Annotated in this window: 11 protein-coding genes; 6 read left to right on the top strand and 5 right to left on the bottom strand. The window is 48.5% G+C overall.

Annotation, left to right across the window (positions count from 1 at the left end; all coding sequences use genetic code 11):
• Positions 1–79: 79 nt before the first annotated feature.
• Both C943_RS21535 and C943_RS14985 read left to right on the top strand, forming a co-directional pair.
• Positions 80–1150 carry a BspA family leucine-rich repeat surface protein gene (locus C943_RS21535; protein ID WP_008629380.1) on the top strand — a complete coding sequence of 357 codons (1071 nt, stop codon included), beginning with the start codon at positions 80–82 and terminating at the stop codon, positions 1148–1150.
• Positions 1151–1403: 253 nt separating this feature from the next.
• Positions 1404–2507, top strand: coding sequence for a serine hydrolase domain-containing protein (locus C943_RS14985; RefSeq protein ID WP_008629379.1), 1104 nt, complete (start codon positions 1404–1406; stop codon positions 2505–2507).
• A gap of 129 nt (positions 2508–2636) precedes the next feature.
• Here C943_RS14985 and C943_RS14980 read toward each other — a convergent pair whose 3' ends face one another.
• On the bottom strand, positions 2637–4973 hold the full coding sequence (locus C943_RS14980) for a TonB-dependent receptor (RefSeq protein ID WP_008629378.1): 2337 nt from the start codon (positions 4971–4973) through the stop codon (positions 2637–2639).
• Between the two features lie 517 nt (positions 4974–5490).
• Here C943_RS14980 and C943_RS14975 point away from each other — a divergent pair.
• On the top strand, positions 5491–5949 hold the full coding sequence (locus C943_RS14975; RefSeq protein WP_008629377.1) for a hypothetical protein: 459 nt from the start codon (positions 5491–5493) through the stop codon (positions 5947–5949).
• A gap of 213 nt (positions 5950–6162) precedes the next feature.
• Here the strand turns inward: C943_RS14975 and C943_RS14970 are convergent, their stop codons facing one another.
• From C943_RS14970 to C943_RS14955, 4 genes are all read right to left on the bottom strand, one after another.
• A complete protein-coding gene (locus C943_RS14970; RefSeq protein WP_081610496.1) occupies positions 6163–7761 on the bottom strand; it encodes a DUF7133 domain-containing protein in 1599 nt (532 codons plus the stop codon).
• A 301-nt stretch (positions 7762–8062) separates the two neighbouring features.
• Positions 8063–8812 carry a succinate dehydrogenase/fumarate reductase iron-sulfur subunit gene (locus C943_RS14965; RefSeq protein ID WP_008629373.1) on the bottom strand — a complete coding sequence of 250 codons (750 nt, stop codon included), beginning with the start codon at positions 8810–8812 and terminating at the stop codon, positions 8063–8065.
• 26 nt (positions 8813–8838) lie between these two features.
• Positions 8839–10773 carry a fumarate reductase/succinate dehydrogenase flavoprotein subunit gene (locus tag C943_RS14960; RefSeq protein ID WP_008629371.1) on the bottom strand — a complete coding sequence of 645 codons (1935 nt, stop codon included), beginning with the start codon at positions 10771–10773 and terminating at the stop codon, positions 8839–8841.
• Positions 10774–10809: 36 nt separating this feature from the next.
• Positions 10810–11490: a succinate dehydrogenase cytochrome b subunit gene (locus C943_RS14955; RefSeq protein ID WP_008629368.1), complete on the bottom strand. Its 681-nt coding sequence runs from the start codon at positions 11488–11490 to the stop codon at positions 10810–10812.
• A 261-nt stretch (positions 11491–11751) separates the two neighbouring features.
• On the opposite strand from C943_RS14955, the gene C943_RS14950 reads away from it, so the two are divergent.
• The 3 genes from C943_RS14950 (at position 11752) to C943_RS14940 (ending at position 17992) form a co-directional block, all read left to right on the top strand.
• The gene (locus C943_RS14950) at positions 11752–14538 is read left to right on the top strand and encodes a T9SS type B sorting domain-containing protein (RefSeq protein WP_008629367.1); all 2787 of its coding nucleotides are present in this window, start codon (positions 11752–11754) and stop codon (positions 14536–14538) included.
• A gap of 245 nt (positions 14539–14783) precedes the next feature.
• Positions 14784–17570: a T9SS type B sorting domain-containing protein gene (locus C943_RS14945; protein WP_008629365.1), complete on the top strand. Its 2787-nt coding sequence runs from the start codon at positions 14784–14786 to the stop codon at positions 17568–17570.
• The gene (locus tag C943_RS14940) at positions 17567–17992 is read left to right on the top strand and encodes a thiol-disulfide oxidoreductase DCC family protein (RefSeq protein WP_008629363.1); all 426 of its coding nucleotides are present in this window, start codon (positions 17567–17569) and stop codon (positions 17990–17992) included. Before C943_RS14945 ends, C943_RS14940 begins: the two co-directional genes overlap by 4 nt.
• Positions 17993–18050: the final 58 nt, after the last annotated feature.

Below are 18050 nucleotides of genomic sequence, written 5' to 3'. Positions count from 1 at the left end.
ATAGTCAATCAAATACAGGTGATTTTAGATTTGTTTGACATCAATTGTTTTAGTTTTCACTTTTCAATATTTCAAAGCCATGAAGAATTTCAGATTATTTCAGATCTTATTACTCACAATGGTTTTCTCTTGTGGGGAAAAACCCAAACCATTGACAGGTTACAAGCTTACACTGTCTTCATCTCCTGAAGAGGCGGGAAGAATAAACTATGTTCCTTGGTATAGCCTTTATCCGGCAGGACAGCCCGTTACCCTTACTCCTGAACCAAATGATGGGCGTTGGGTATTTCAAAGGTGGGAAGGTGATGTCAGCGGTAGTGATAATCCACTCACGCTAAAGATGGATTCGGACAAGAACGTTGTTGCGGTATTTGTTAAGCGAGAATACCCCTTGTTCTTCGAAATAGAGGGGCAGGGGACCATTTTGGAACGGGTCGTAGAAAATCCTTCCGGTCGGGAATATCCCCATGGGCAAACTGTAGAACTAACCGCGGTTCCAGATGAAGGCTGGGTTTTCGAAACCTGGGGCTATCAGGAGGAATTGATCGGAGTATTTCAAGCATGGATTGAAAATCCTTTCAGGATCAAAATTGAGGGTGAAACCGTGATTCGAGTAAAATTCAGACAAAAACCTTCTGGGGAACCAAAGTTTTTTCTTGCTGACAACGGCATAACATGTAAATGTGAAAACGTCTATGTCGGTCAGAAAGGAATGATCAATGGAGTAGAGTATTTAGCCGTAAACGATGACTTTTTAAGGCACTTGGTTAGGCAAGATATTGATTTGACCAGGTTGTGCACATCCTTGGTGACAGACATGAGCTATTTGTTTATGGGAGTGAGTATTGACCAGGCGATAGGGAACTGGGACGTCAGCAATGTGACAACTATGGAAGGGATGTTTGCCGGATTTCAGAACCCATCGGGTTGGGAAATTCCGTTTGAAGAAAATGCCATTTTATTCAACCAACCTATTGGCGCTTGGGATGTCCGGAACGTCACGAACATGGATTATTTTGTCAAGGATAACACTAAATTCAACCAAGACCTATCCAAATGGTGCGTGATAAAGATTCCAACCCCACCCAAAGAGACTTTTCCGCAAAATTGGACATTACCAAAACCTGTCTGGGGTACTTGCCCGGATTAGAAATCCGCGATCAATCTCAGTTAGTCAAATATTTCGGGATCGCCATTCAATCACTACCACAATTCCGCTTTACTTCGAGTCAAAAAGGTCATGTGAAAACTGGCGGCAGCTAATTCTCGGTTCTGGAAAAACATCCTGAAATAAAGCAAAAAGACGTTAGAGAACGGCATTGTTATAATTCTTGCAGTTAAACGCATTCTCTGAACGGTATTGAAAACTCTTTTAGGCGTAGATAATTCGGGGAAAGAGCATTATGAAAAAGTACCTTAGGTTAATTATTCCTTTTGCCTTTTTGGGTATTCTTTGTGGATGCCTTGAGGATTCCGATTCATCGTCAGCAGACCAATTCTCCTCGCTGGACGCGAGAATAGAGGAAACTATGGAAAAGTATAAATTCCCTGGAGTGCAAGTGGCGATTATGAAAAATGAACGCCTTGTCTACCAGAATTCTTTTGGCTTTGCTGAAGTCGAATCATCAGCTCGGGTGACAAACAAAAGCCTTTTCCGCATTGCGAGTATTTCCAAACCGATCACTGCTATTGGAATATTAAAACTTGTCAAGGATAGTAAGTTGGAGTTGGACAGCAAAGTTTTTGGTGAAGGCGCAATCTTAGGAACTAAATTTGGTGCAAAGCCTTATTCTGAAGCCGTAAAATCCATCACTGTACGACACTTGCTGGAACACAAGGCGGGTGGCTGGCCTAACGACGCCAATGATCCGATGTTTTTGGCTATCCATTACCCACAGCATCAGCTTATTGGCTACGTCCTAGATACACGTCCTTTAAGTAACCCACCTGGATCAACGATTATATATTCAAATTTTGGTTATTGCATCCTAGGGAGGATAATTGAGGAGGTTAGCGGCGAAAACTACGAAACCTACATTAAAAAGAATGTCCTGGAACCTTATGGAATTACTTCTATGCATATTGGGAGGAATTTTGATCATGACAAACATGAAAATGAAGTAAAGTATTACAATCGTCATTCTGATTATTCCCCCTATCAAATCGATGTGAAACGGATGGATTCTGGTGGTGGATGGATTGGCTCTGCCACAGATTTACTAAGATTTATGGCCAGAATTGACAGGCTTCATCAAAAAGAAGATATGCTGGATGAATATTTTCTAAACCAAATGTATTTTAGATTTTCCAATTGGTTTCATTACGGTGCGATGTCAGGGACATCAGGAGTATTGGAAAGAGTAAATGATAACTTTAGCTTTTCTGTTTTGGCTAATGGGAATAGCCTTGAATTCGGGACCTCTCTAGATGCATTTAGGCGGGTCATATACCAAGACCTACAAACAAGAACTGATTGGCCAGACCATGACCTTTTTGACAATCAATAGTGTCAAGGTGAAGCAATTAGTCCTTCCGGTGATTCGACAGTGAGAGTGAGGAAGGAGTGAATAGTACTCCATTGTCTTCGTAATCCAAAAACAGACTAGATTGGTCAGAAGTTAGGATTAAATTATCCTCTAGAAATTCATCCTTGCAGAAAGCAGAACAATCCTCGTTTCCTGCTTGGAATAAAAATCCTGCGAAAAGGTATTGGTCCGGGCAAAACCTGCAAATCTTCGCGTATCGAAAATGTCCCGCACGCTCAGCGCGATGCTTCCTTTCCCATTTAAAAGACTTTTTTGGACAGTCGCGTCTATGAAATACTGGGCCAGATCCCTTCCCTGTGCCTCAATTTCAGGGGAATCGTAGGTTCCAGCGAGCTGGAAGTTGATTCCCAAAGGAAGCTTAAAATCCTGAGTCAGCTTGAGGTTCCAGGCAAAGCCCGAATTTGTGAATTCTTGGCTGATATTCGAACCATCAACAATAATTCTGTAAATCGTCAGGCCGCCGTTGAGTGAATACCATTTGCTGACTTCACCCGTGCCGATCCATTCCAGGCCATAGGATTGGGAGGAAAGCAGGTTGGCTGGCTGCGAATAGGAAATGCCGTCCTCCACGATCGTGATGAAATCCAACTGACCCGCGACATGTCTGTAGAAAAGGTTTGTCGTCAGGGATGCTTTTTTGAAGTTGGCCATATGTCCCAATTCGAAAGAATTGATCATTTCAGGCTGGAGGTTTGGATTTCCACGCCTTACATTCAGGCTGTCCGTGATATCAGGGAAGGGATTGAGTCTCCAGGCCGTTGGTCGATCGATTCGTTTGCTGTAGGTGAATTTCAGCGAATGGACATCGCTGATGTTGTACATACCCTGCACGCTCGGAAAGAGGTCGAAATACCGCTGCCTGTTCGTTTCTCCAGTGTTCTCAAGATAGGTATCCACAAAAGTCATTTCCCCCCGTAAACCAAGTGCATATTCAAATTTTGATTTTGTCATCGAATAAACTCCGTAGCCTGCAAGGACTTGGTCTTCATAGACGAATCTATTGCTGACACGCGGGTCCTCGACAAATCCCCCCTCAGATTCGTCGAACCGCAGATATTGGTAGTCATTGTCAAATTTCCTGAAAATGGATTTCAGGCCTGTTTCAAACTTCCCGTTCTCCAAAGGCTTGATATAGTCCGCCTGCAGGACGGAGATATTGCGGATTTCATCGATGTAGGCCAGCTCCTGTCCGGTGCGGTTTTCTGGTAGTGGTTCGAGCGTGTTGTTGAAAATATCAATTTCCTGGGTCTTGAACTGGTTTCGGAAAGAATGACTTGCCGTCGCCCGGAGCAAATGTCCTTTGTCCTTGAACGAATGCTCAAAGATCAAGGCATTGTCCAAACCGGTATCGGTTTCACTTTCTTGGTTTCTGCGCACGTAGTCAAATGCCTCCGGGCTGGCTCCGCCTCGTTCCAATTCCGCAAAAAGCGTGTTAACCTGCCTGTCCAGGCTTGACTGGTACACACCTTCGTAGCTGAGGACATTGTTGCCAAAGTAATAGTCGGCCCCATAAGTCAGGTTGTGCCCCACGTTGCGGCTTGCATTTTCTGTGTTTTGTTGCAGTACTTCTTCGTCTTCAAACAATACCCGGGTAGACTGCCGATTGCCGACGTTTTTCCAATCCCGAAAGTTGTATCCTGCAAAAGTGTTCAGTTTGAGGCCCCGGTGGTTGATGCGGGCACCTAAGTTGGTTCTGTTGCGGGTACCGTAGGTCGCTTCAAGTCCTCCATGGGTTCCGAGGTCCTGTCCCTTTTTGAGGATGATATCGATGACGCCACCCTCCGCCTCGGCATCATAGCGTGCGTTGGGGTTGTTGATGATTCGAATTTCCTCGACGGCGCTCGCCGGAAGCTGGTCTAGGTTTTGGGTGAGGGAGGAGTTTCTACCATTAATGAGAATGTTGGTGCCCGTGCTTCCGCGCAGTGCGATCGTTCCATCTTCCGACACAGTAATTGAAGGCGTGTTGCGCAGGATGTCCAATAGCGTACCGCCGACGTTGGCGAGGTTGGCTTCGGGCGCGATTGTGATCCCTTCCATACTGCTACGAATCGGCAACTTGCTGGTTTGCACGACCACTTCTTGGAGACTTTGGCCATCTCCTTGCATGGCCAGTTCGCCGAGGTCAGTTAATCCGTTAACTTTGATTCCTTCTTTGAGGAGGTCACTGTAGCCAATGAAAAAAGCCTTGAAGGTATAATTTCCCCGCGGCACTTCCAGGCTGAAACCCCCATCGAGGTCCGTGTCTGAAAATGTCAAAGGTTTGGTTTGATCGCCCGCTGCAAACAATGCCACCTGAACAAATGCCAAGGGTTCCTTTGATTCGGCGTCGAATAGCTTGCCACGAACTTCGAATGACTGTGCAATGGCAACGGTCATTTGGGAAATGAAAAAAAGCGTGAAAAAAAGCAATTTTCTGCCTGTACTCATGGTAGCAATGTTGGTCTGTAATGGTTTGATTTGCTTGTACTTACTGAATGGTTTCTGTTATGTGGACAAAACTCTTACTCAGGCAAGGCTATTGAGCGCCCAATAGATTAACCACGCTGATGCCGATAAGGTTTGGAGATTTGACTGGTGGCGCTAGCGTTAAATGTTTGGGAGATAGCTTTTAAAGAAGGGATGAAAAAATACCCTCGCTCGCTTTCTGAAAAACAGATTGGGGCGTATTTTTTTACCCTAGATCTAAGGATTTGAAAGATAATTGAGCCGATCTTCGATTTCAACTGTACACAGTTCGTCATGAAGGGTTTCAAACATCTGGGATTTTGATTCTTAGGTTGAACTGATCCATTGAGTTAGCATTTTTGGGATAGATCTTTTGTCAAAAACTAATCTCATAAATTTTTTTGACTAAATATTGTTTTTTCAATTCTTAAAAACTACATTCAATGCTTTGAGTATTGAAACATCTGTTTTTGTTGATCACCCGCCAAACGAAAAATCAATGGAAAAAAGAAATCCAATTCCCCCAGAAAAATTGCAGGCCGCCATGCAGGCCTTAGAGCAAATCCAAACGATTCTGTCCCGTTATGCCTCCAAACCTGAGGATCAACAATTCAATTCGACGCCTGAGACTGACGAATCTTTGGATTCATACGCAAATCGCATCCTCGAAGAACTTCTCGACAATCTTGGGATTTCTCTTGCACTCACTGATGTAGAGCAGCACGAAACTGATTCTGACCAGGAATCAACATTGTTGTCCATTTTTCATGCGTTGAAGGAACTCCAAACGAAGCTCGAAGATACAATCACCTGGCACAGGACGGAGGCTTATCTTTTTGCGCTGAGCTACCATAACTCGGTCAGGGAGGCGGCTAAAGCCAATGTACCGGGCGCAAAGGAAATCAACGATGAACTAAATAAAATCCTTTGGCAGAATAATCCGGATGGCGATAGTTGATTTTGTTCAAAACCTGAGCTGGTGAGTGTAGAAAACCGAGCCAAGTAGCTCGGTTTTTTTGAGGTATTCCATTTCAACAATTCCTTCAAGAAGCATATGGACGTCACTCCGACTAGATTTCGAGAAAGGTAAAATGGTTGAGCTTTCTTTCTGACCTCGAACTTTTGACAGATTGATTTTTGGTTTGAGATTGCGGGGACTAGCCCGTCTGGCTTACAGGCTCGAAAGATAGTTGAGCAAATTCTTGGTTTCCTCCTCTGATAGGCCTGCCAATAGATTTTCATACATCAGCGATTTCAGCTCTTCGGTGGAGGATTCGATTTGGTCTTTGGGTATTTCGAGGGTATGGTTTCCTACCAACATCATGGAAACCTTTTCCTGGTCCGAATATACCACACGCCCCAAGAGGACTTTGCCGTCTTTGAGCACCATGCGTGTCGCGATCATACTTGGTTTGATGATTTTTGAAGGGTCCTTTATCGCATCCAGGATTTCTTCCTGCGAAAACTCCTTTCCAAGTCCTTTCAGGTTTGGGCCAAGCAAATCCGTTTCCCCATCTACCGCGTGGCAGGCCGCGCAAGCACGGATGCCAAATAGGGCCTTTCCGTTTTCCAAGGATGCCGCGGTGAAGTTTTCTTCCTTGATGGTTCGCTGCGTGGGATTTTTTCCTTCCAAGCTCGGATCATACACCAATTTGTAAAAGCCCCCGGTTTTCTCTTCCACCACATTGTACCAATAGTCTGATTTTCCGTGATGGGCTACATAGAGTGAACCTTCAGGCCCAAAGCTGAGATCGGAAAGTTTTGGAATGTCAGCGACTGGAAATTCTTCAAACTTGAATCCTTCGGAGGTTTTGGTAATGGCAACCCTGCCGACGCCACCTCTGTTCCAAAGCTCGCCCGGCCCGTAAAACGCGAAAAATAAATTGCCTCCCGTGCCCCCAAAGTCGTTGGAAACAGCATTGAATTCGATGCCTCCGGGTGCGATTTCCGTCTCAAGGCCGTACAGCGGAGCTTCAATGCCTTCGAAAGTACCCTCATATTTTTTCACATTATGCCCGTAGAACTTGTTGGGCACCAGCAAGTTCAATTCCTCCAAGGCATTGCCGCCACCCTTGTTGTCGGCGAAGAAGAGATTGCCTTGTGGATCAAAGTCCATTCCGTGGATAGACCTTACCCCGGTTGCCAAGCGCTCCCATTGGCTGCCGTCTGGAGATACTTTTAAGATGGCTCCCCGGATTCCTTCTGGGTCTGGCGAAGCGCCTGAATTGAACGAGTCTGTTGTCAACACAAAGTAAATCCAACCATCTGGTCCCACCCGCAACGCGCTGGTCCATTCATAAGGATGGTCACTCACAGGCATCTTATCAAACACTGTCCAAGAAACATCCGCTTTATTGTCCCCATCGCTATCTCGAAAAGCCCGAAGCTCCGATCTTGTACCGATGTAGACCGTGTCGCCAGAAAATGCAAAACCAACCGGCGAGGCCAGGCCAAGCTCATTAAGGTCTGAATAAAGCACCGCTTCATCCTCCAATCCATCCCCATCCGAATCATGCAGCGTGTAGATTTCCCCACTTTGGTTGGCTGCAAAAATCATCCCCTTTGGTCCCATAGAAACCTGCACAGGGTTGACGACTTTGACGCCCGTTTCGATGGGCAATTTGTAGACACGGTAGGGGCCGTAAACCGGGAACGCCTTCTCTTCAAATGCCTCGGGCAATCCCTTGGGAACCTGCTTGCAGGAGTATGAGAATAAAGAAATTCCAACCAAAAGGCAGAATAGGAGGGGTAAGTTAGAATCCGTTTTCATTGGACAGCTCTTGGAAAAAAGAGATTGATGGAATCGGGAAAATTACGGTATCTCGAATTTACTGGATTTGTAAAATAATAGGTTACTCCGAAGTTATTTTAGAGAAATATTTTCAGAAAAATAAGCTAGTTCACCTAATAATATTTGTTTTGGTTTCTTGTAGAGTCTTAAAAATCGGATGGGTTTACGCCATCTCGTTTGACAAATCCGGGAACTTGAATTTTTCCGTGGTTTTCAAGCCAGGAAGAAAAAAAAAGACCGAGTCGCCCCGGTCTTTTTGGTTATGGATGCTTATTCATTTTTACAGGTTTTCGCTGCTGACGACCGCGGTGAAATATTCGCGGTTCATGCGGGCGATATTGGTGATACTGATGCCTTTTGGACACTCTGCTTCGCAGGCACCTGTATTGGTACAGGCACCAAATCCCTCCGCGTCCATCTGTGCCACCATCTTTTCCGCCCGGGTCTTGCGCTCTACCTGTCCCTGGGGCAGTAGGGCAAGTTGGGAGATTTTGGCAGAAGTGAAGAGCATTGCGGAGGCATTCTTGCAGGCTGCCACGCAAGCCCCACAGCCGATGCATTGTGCTGCGTCCATGGCTTTGTCAGCCACGGTTTTGGGGATTGGGATTTCGTTGGCATCGGGTACACCGCCGGTATTGACGGAAATGTAGCCACCCGCTTGGATGATCCTGTCGAAGGCAGACCTATCCACGACCAAGTCCTTCATGACCGGGAATGCCTTTGCCCTCCAAGGCTCGATGGTGATGGTTTCGCCGTCGTTGAAGGAGCGCATGTGCAGCTGACAAGTCGTCGTCTGCAGTGGTCCGTGCGGTTTGCCGTTGATGTAGAGCGAACACATGCCACAGATTCCTTCCCGGCAATCGTGGTCAAAGTGCACGGGGTCTTCCCCTTTTTCGGTCAGGCTCTCGTTGAGCACATCCAGCATTTCCAAGAAGGACATGTCCTTGGAAACCTCCGTTACTTTATATTCTTTGAAACCGCCTTTATCGGCGTTGTTTCGTTGTCTCCAGATTTTTAAAGTCAAATTCATAGCTCCAATGCTTTAGATTCTTGGGATTACTTGTAGCTTCTTTGGGTCAGTTTCACGTTTTCGAAGACCAAAGGCTCTTTGTGAAGGACTTCTTCTTGACCCTCGCCCACGTATTGCCAAGCGGCCACATAGGCATAGTTGGCATCGTCACGGAGCGCTTCGCCTTCAGGGGTTTGGTATTCTTCCCGGAAGTGACCGCCGCAGGATTCGTTCCTGTTGAGCGCGTCGTCCACCATCAGTTCACCCAATTCGATGAAGTCGGCTACGCGGTGGGCTTTTTCGAGGGATTGGTTCAGTTCCTCGTTTTCTCCCAACACCTTCACGTTGGACCAAAACTCTGCTTTCAATTCTTGGATCATTTTTTTGGCTTCCTTCAATCCTTCTTCCGTCCTCGCCATCCCGCAGTAGTTCCACATGATTTTGCCCAGTCTCTTGTGGAAATGGTCGACAGTCTTTTCGCCCTTGATGCTGAGCAATTTTTGGACGCGGTCCTTCACTTCTTTCTCGGCTTTCTTAAACTCAGGATGATCTGTTCCGATTTTGGTGGACGGTGTTTGTGCCAAATAGTCCCCAACAGTGTAGGGAATTACAAAATACCCATCAGCCAAGCCTTGCATCAGCGCAGAAGCACCAAGCCTGTTCGCACCGTGGTCGGAGAAGTTGGCCTCGCCCAAAGCGTACAATCCAGGAACCGTCGTCATCAAGTTGTAATCCACCCACAGACCGCCCATGGTATAGTGCACAGCAGGATAAATCATCATTGGTACCTGATAAGGATCCTCGCCGGTAATCTGCTGGTACATGTCAAAGAGGTTTCCGTATTTGGCGGAAATCACGTTTTTCCCATCCCGGATGATGGCATCGCGGAAGTCCAAAAATACAGCTTCTCCTGTTTCGTTTACGCCACGGCCTTCGTCGCAGACATATTTGGCATTTCGGGAAGCCACGTCACGAGGCACGAGGTTACCGAAGGATGGATATTTTCTTTCCAGGAAGTAATCCCTGTCTTCTTCTTTGATATCAGAGGCCTTGATTTGGCCTTTTCTGAGTTTTTCGGCTGTTTCCTTGGTTGCGGGCACCCAAACTCGTCCGTCGTTTCTGAGTGACTCCGACATCAAGGTCAGCTTACTTTGGTGGTCACCGGAAACAGGGATACAGGTAGGGTGGATTTGGGTGAAGCATGGATTGGCCATGAAAGCGCCTTTCTTGTGTGCACGCCAAGCCGCGGTCACGTTGGACCCCATTGCGTTGGTAGAAAGGAAAAACACGTTGCCGTATCCGCCTGTACACAACAAGACTGCGTGTGCGGAATGGGATTCGATGGCGCCTGTGATGAGGTTTCTCGTGATGATGCCGCGGGCTTTGCCGTCTACGATCACCACGTCCATCATTTCGGTCCTTGGGTAAAGTTTTACTTTGCCATTGGCTACTTGCCTGGAGAGCGCAGAGTAGGCGCCAAGCAAAAGCTGCTGCCCTGTTTGGCCTCTCGCGTAGAAGGTTCGGGATACCTGTGCCCCACCAAATGACCTGTTGGCCAGCAAGCCTCCATACTCCCGCGCAAAAGGAACGCCTTGTGCCACGCACTGGTCGATGATACTGACGGAAACCTCCGCCAAACGGTGTACATTAGCCTCTCTCGCCCGATAGTCACCGCCTTTGATGGTATCGTAAAACAAGCGGAAGATGGAATCGCCGTCGTTTTGGTAGTTTTTGGCAGCGTTGATACCGCCTTGTGCAGCGATGGAGTGTGCACGTCTTGGGCTATCTTGAAAGCAGAAAGCCTTTACGTTGTAGCCAAGCTCTGCCAAGGAAGCCGCAGCAGAAGCGCCCGCCAAGCCTGTTCCCACGACAATGACGTCGTATTTACGCTTGTTGGCGGGATTGACCAGCTTCACGCTGAATTTATGTTTTGTCCATTTTTCGGCCAAAGGGCCATCAGGTATTTTGGAATCTAGTATCATAGGTCAAATTTTTACCCAAATAAACTATTAGAAATTTTATGCTTGCAGGAACATCATGATCGGAATCAAGGCAAACAGTGCCGGAATGAGAATAGAGAATCCAATACCCACTTTTTGGATCAGTGGAGAATACTTGGCATGGTTTAATCCAAGCGTCTGGAAAGCACTGGCAAATCCGTGTGAAAGGTGGAAGGCCAAGAAGCCCATGGAAACCACATAGAAGAGTACATAGAGGGGATTGGAATAAGCCTCTGCAACGATCAAGTAAACGTTTTTGTAGGTAACTCCTTCGTACACGGCTGTGGGAATTTCTCCGAATTTGAATTCGTACCAAAAACCGCGTAAGTGTACCAGAAGGAATATCAGGATGAGTGTTCCCAAAATCCCCATATTCCTCGAAGCCCAAGCGCTGTTGGTGTTGGCCTTGCTTTCTGCAAAACCAATTGGACGTGCGGCCTTGTTGTACCGGGAAAGCATAATCGAGTAGACCACGTGGATAAGGATAAAGGCGAAGTTACCGATCGAAACAACCCGGATAAGTGGATTCTTCGCCATTGTTTCGGCATAAATGTTGAAGGACTCGCCACCATCAGGTATCAGCAACTGAAGGTTACCCGCCAAGTGGACTACCAAAAACAAAATCAGGAAAAGACCCGTAAGGGCCATCAGCAGCTTTCTGCCCAGTGTGCTATTCAAGGTCTTGGATACCCAGCTCATATTTGTTTTTTATTAGATCGATTGATGTTTGGATTTTTAATCTGTCGGCCAAATTTACGTGCCGCAAACATAGCGAACAAACTGACTTCAATCGATTGAACTTATTTTAAATTGTTCTAAATAGACTCGAATTCGAGCCCATTCTGAGCTAATTTTCATGTTGTCCTAACCTTGTGTTTATTTTTATTGTTTGAATTAAATCCATAATTATACTTTGTTTTTGATAGCTTCGTATAACTATCAGACCAAACTATCGACAACATGAAAATGCGAGGTTCTTTTTTCCTGATATACACAGTACTTTTGTTTCTGACTGCGAATAGTGTTTGTGCGACCCATATTCGCGCAGGTGAAATCATAGCTGAGCGGGTTTCCGTGCAAACCCTGACCTACAGAATCACAGTGGTGGGGTACACGGATACGCAATCCTCCGTAGAATTTGGCCCAGGATTTATTGATTTTGGCGATGGTACGGAACCTGTTGCGCTTAATACCCAGGCAGATTTCACCACTGTTGAGACGCTTGGCCCCGGTATTGAAAAAGTCACGTTTGTCATTACACATACTTACCAGGGTCCCGGGCGATATACGATTGGATTCAGGGAAGAAAACCGGAATGACAATACCCTCAATATGGATGACTCGGTCAACACGCCTTTCTATGTGGAGACCCAGATCATCATCGATCCATTTATTGGCATCAATAACTCACCGGTGTTGACAGTACCACCAATAGACCGGGGAGCTGTGAATCGGCGCTTTATCCACAATCCGGGAGCCTATGATCCCGATGGGGACAGTTTGGCCTATGTGATGGATATTCCAAAACAGGGTTTTCAGCGCGTGGTCAACAATTATCGAAGCCCGGCATCAGCGGAATTCAGCTCTCGGCAAGAAGATGGCTCCACTCCAGCATTTCTGCGCCTGGATTCGCTCTCCGGTGATTTGGCCTGGGATGCGCCCGGTACCGCAGGGCAATACAATGTAGCATTTCGGATTCAAGAGTGGAGGAAGATCGACGGAACCTATCGCCTTGTTGGTTACGTGGTCCGGGACATGCAGATCATCATCGAAAACTCCAACAACCGAAGGCCGGAGCTGATACTTCCGGATGACCTTTGCGTGGTGGCAGGCGAAAAAATCGAGGACATCGTTATCCAGGGCTCCGACCCGGATGGGGACCCAATCAAGATTGAGATGTTTGGAGAACCACTCTTAGTCAATGCTTCCCCCGCCATTTACACACCCAAGGGGGTTTTTCAGCCAAGCCCAGGAATTGTTAGGTTCAACTGGAATACCGTTTGTTCACACGTAAGGGAAAGAGAATACGAAGTGCGTATTCGGATTACCGACCAGCCTCGTTCGGGTCCGGCGCTGGTGGACATCAAGACCTGGAAGATCAGGGTCGTGGGGCCGCCGCCGGTTTGGGACAACATCGAGCAGGGGCAGTCGCGGTCCGTGAACCTGGAGTGGCAACCCTATTCCTGCTCCAACGCCGCGGACGTGATGCAGGTCTGGAGGAGGATCAATTCCGACCCCTACGAGCCGGATTCCTGCGAGACGGGAATCCGTGCGGGCTACGAGTTGGTGGGAGTGACCAACATGTCCACATTCAGTTTCCTGGACACGAACAAGGGCGAAGGCCTTGCCCCGGGAAACACCTACTGTTACCGGCTTGTGGCCGGATATCCAAGCCCTAGAAACGGAGTTAGCATCGTGTCGGAAGAGATCTGCGTGACCATCGACGTGGACGTTCCGATCATCACCAACGTAAGCATCGAGGCGACCGATGCCTCCAGTGGCGAGATTTTCGTCAAATGGACGCCGCCCTACGATATCGACAGGACCCAGTTTCCGGGGCCTTTCACATATGAACTGGTAAGGAGGACCGGGTTTACCGGCAACCAAAACCGTGTTTCGGTGGTCAGCACGGCGGATACCTTCTTCACGGACACGGGCCTGAACACGGAAAACCTGGTCTACAACTACAAGGTCATCCTGAAGGAGAACGCCACGACGATCGACAGCTCGACCTCGGCCTCCTCGGTCAGGCTGGAGCCCGTCATCATCAACGAGGCCATCGAGCTGAACTGGTCCTTTACCGTGCCCTGGAACAATTCCATCAGCCAGTACAGGCACGAGGTCTACCGCAACAGGAACGACGCCAATGCCCAGGACGAGAACACCTTCGAACTGATTGCCGAGGTGGATGTGACCACGGCTGGTTTCACCTACCTGGATGACGGACGCCACAACGGGATTCCGCTCCGCAGGGATACAGAGTACTGCTACTATGTGGTCACAAAAGGCGCGTACAACGTCAGCCAACTGACCTATCCGCTTGAGAACAAATCCCAGGTCATCTGCGCGAGGCCGGATGACGACAGGCTGCCCTGCCCGCCGGTGTTGACTTTTGAAGGGCCGGATTGCCGGGAGTACCTGTCGGACAAGCCCTGCGGCAACAATACTTTTACCCACGAACTGGGCTGGGAGCCGGATTTCACGGGCTCCTGCGACGACGAGCTGAGCGCGTTCAGGCTGTATTTCAACGAGGACGGGGAAGAAGGGGAATTTGCCCTGGTGCGTACATTCTCGCCTTTTGAAAGGGATGCGGTCATCAACAACCTGAGCAACTACCGTGGCTGCTACTACATCACGGCCGTCGACAGGTCCGGCAATGAAAGCGAGCCGAGCAACACGGTATGCGTGGACAACTGTCCGGCGTATTTCCTTCCGAATGCCTTTACCCCGGACGGGGACGGCATCAACGATACCTTCATGGCCTTCGACAATCCGTTTGCGAAGTGCCCGAGGTTTGTTTTGGGCGTGGAGGTATTCATCGTCAACCGTTGGGGAGTCGAGGTGTTTTCGTTCAACAGCCTAAGTTCCAACGAGAACGATGTCTTCATCCGCTGGAACGGCAGGGACAAAAACGGCAACGAGCTTCCGGCGGGCACCTACTTCTACACCGCGACGGTCAGGTTTGACGTGTTTGACCCGGCTTTGAAAGAGCAGACGTTCAAAGGGACGGTCCAGATCGTGAAATGAGTCTTCCGAAGGATTACGGAGTCATACTATTCGACGGCGTGTGCAACCTCTGCAACCACGCCGTCGATTTTGTGTTCAAGCGGGGAAGACATATCGGTTTGAGTTTGCAGCGCTGAAGGAGCCTTTTTTGAGCTATTTTTCGGGCCATCCCAACCTTGTATTTGTTTTTATTGTTTAGATGAAATAAATAATTTCACCGTGATTTGGATATCTTCGTATATCTACCTGACCAAACCATCGATTAAATGAAATTGCAAGGTTCCGTTTTTCTATTCTCCCTCGTAATGATGTTTTTTTATGCAAGCAGTGCTTTGGCTACCCATATCCGGGCCGGTGAGATCACTGCAGAGCGGGTTTCCGTGCAAACCCTGACCTACAGGATCACAGTAGTAGGCTATACTGACACGCGGTCTAGCGTCATATTCGGACCGGGAGAGGTGAACTTTGGAGATGGAACTGAGGCCGTAACCCTCAACACGGAAGCGGATTTTGTCCTAGTTGAGTCATTGGGCAATCAAATCGAGAAAAACACATTTGTGATCACGCATACCTACCAAGGGCCGGGACGCTACACGATCCGTTTCCGGGAATTCAACCGGAACGACCGGACACTCAACATGGATAACTCAGTCGAGACACCTTTTTATGTGGAGACCCAGATCGTCATAGACCCTTTTATCGGGATCAACAATTCACCCGTCCTGACCATCCCTCCCGTAGACAACGGTGCAGTCAACAAGCGCTACATCCACAATCCGGGCGCCTATGACCCGGACGGTGACAGTTTGTCTTATGTAATGGACATTCCAAAGCAGGATTTTCAACGTCCAGTCAATAACTACAGAAGCCCAGGAACGTCCGAGTTCAGCTTCAGACAGGAAGACGGATCGACGCCCGCATTTCTGACCTTGGATGCACTCACAGGTGATTTGGTCTGGGATGCCCCTGGTTTGGCCGGACAATTCAACGTAGCGTTTCGGATTCAAGAATGGCGAAAGATCGCGGGAGAATACCAGTTGATCGGTTATGTGGTGAGGGATATGCAGATCATCATCGAAAACTCCAACAACAGGCGACCGGAATTGATTTTGCCTGACGATCTCTGTGTAGTGGCAGGGGAACGGATTTCCGATATTATCATTCAAGGTTCCGACCCGGATGGGGATCCAATCAAGATTGAGGTTTTTGGTGATCCGCTTGAAATCAATACTTCGCCGGCTACCTATGCTCCTGAATCTGTTTTCCAACCTAGTCCTGGTATAGTCAGATTCAATTGGCAGACTGTCTGTGCCCATGTACGTGAGCGAGAGTATGACGTGCGCGTACGCATTACCGACCAGCCGCGTTCGGGTCCAGCGCTGGTGGACATCAAGACCTGGAAGATCAGGGTTGTGGGGCCGCCTCCGGTTTGGGACAACATCGAGCAGGGCCAGTCGCGGTCCGTGAACCTGGAGTGGCAACCCTATTCCTGCTCAAACGCCGCGGACGTGATGCAGGTCTGGAGGAGGATCAATTCCGATCCCTACGAGCCGGATTCCTGTGAGACGGGAATCCGCGCAGGTTACGAATTGGTGGGAGTCACCAACATGTCCACATTCAGTTTTCTGGACACGAACATGGGCGAAGGTCTGGCACCCGGAAACACCTACTGTTACCGGCTTGTTGCGGGATATCCAAGCCCTAGAAACGGAGTTAGCATCGTGTCGGAGGAAATCTGCGTGACCATCGACGTGGACGTTCCGATCATTACTAATGTCAGTATCGAGGCGACGGATGCCGCCAATGGCGAGATTTTCGTGAAATGGACGCCGCCCTACGATATTGATAGGACCCAGTTTCCGGGGCCGTTCACATATGAACTGGTAAGGAGGACCGGGTTTACCGGTAATCAAAACCGTACGTCTGTAGTCAGTACCGCGGACACCTTCTTCACGGACACGGGCCTGAACACTGAGAACCTGGTCTACAACTACAAGGTGATCCTCAAGGAAAACACCACAACGATAGACAGCTCGACCTCGGCCTCCTCGGTCAGGCTGGAACCCGTCATCATCAACGAGGCCATCGAGCTTAACTGGTCCTTTACAGTGCCCTGGAACAATTCCATCAGCCAGTACAAACATGAGGTCTACCGCAACAGGAACGACGCCAATGCCCAGGACGAGAACACTTTTGAACTGATTGCCGAGGTGGACGTAACCACTGCCGGTTTCACGTATTTGGATGACGGACGCCACAATGGAATTCCGCTCCGCAGGGATACCGAGTACTGCTACTATGTGATCACAAAAGGCGCATACAACGTCAGCCAACTGACCTATCCTTTGGAAAACAAATCCCAGGTCATCTGCGCGAGGCCGGATGACGACAGGCTGCCATGCCCGCCGGTGTTGACTTTTGAAGGGCCAGAATGCCAGGAATACCTCTCCGACAAGCCCTGCGGCAACACCACCTTTACTCACGAACTGGGCTGGGAGCCGAATTTCACGGGATCCTGTGACGATGAACTGAGCGCGTTCAGGCTGTATTTCAATGAGGATGGCGAAGAGGGGGAATTTACCTTGGTGCGTACATTCTCGCCTTTTGAAAGGGATGCGGTTATCAACAACCTGAGCAACTACCGTGGCTGCTACTACATCACGGCTGTCGACAGGTCCGGCAACGAAAGCGAACCGAGCAACACGGTCTGCGTGGACAACTGTCCGGCGTATTTCCTTCCGAATGCCTTTACCCCGGACGGGGACGGCATCAACGATACCTTCATGGCCTTCGACAATCCGTTTGCAAAGTGCCCGAGGTTTGTTTTGGGCGTGGAGGTATTCATCGTCAACCGTTGGGGAGTCGAGGTGTTTTCGTTCAACAGCCTAAGTTCCAACGAGAACGATGTCTTCATCCGCTGGAACGGTAGGGACAAAAACGGCAACGAGCTTCCGGCGGGCACCTACTTCTACACCGCGACGGTCAGGTTTGACGTTTTTGACCCGGCTTTGAAAGAGCAGACGTTCAAAGGGACGGTCCAGATCGTGAAATGAGTCTTCCGAAGGATTACGGAGTCATACTATTCGACGGCGTTTGCAACCTCTGCAACCACGCCGTCGATTTTGTGATCCAGAGGGATAAGAAAGACCGATTCAAATTTGCCTCTCTTCAGGAACCTTTTTTAGAAGGATTTTTGAAAAGATACCACATTCCTAACGCCTATTTGGATTCCATCGTATTCGTGTACCGGGACAAGGTATATGTGAAAAGCCGGGCTGCCTTGGAGATTGCACGGCTGATGGGAGGATTTTGGAGTTTGCTTTATGTATTGGTACTTGTGCCCTCGTTTCTGAGGGATCCAGTTTACGATTGGATTGCCAAAAATCGGTACCGATGGTACGGCAAGCGAAGTTCATGTCGCGTCCCCACCCCCCAAGAAGCCGCAAAGTTTCTGAAGCCGGCTGATTTTTTATAGCCATTGCAAAGGTTTTGTTTTGAATTTGGGCTTCGATTCAATAGTTTCCCATAAAAAT

Source organism: Mariniradius saccharolyticus AK6, from assembly GCF_000330725.2.
Lineage (GTDB): Bacteria > Bacteroidota > Bacteroidia > Cytophagales > Cyclobacteriaceae > Mariniradius > Mariniradius saccharolyticus.
Note: the sequence above shows the minus strand (reverse complement) of the source record. Positions and strands in the feature narration are given on the sequence as shown.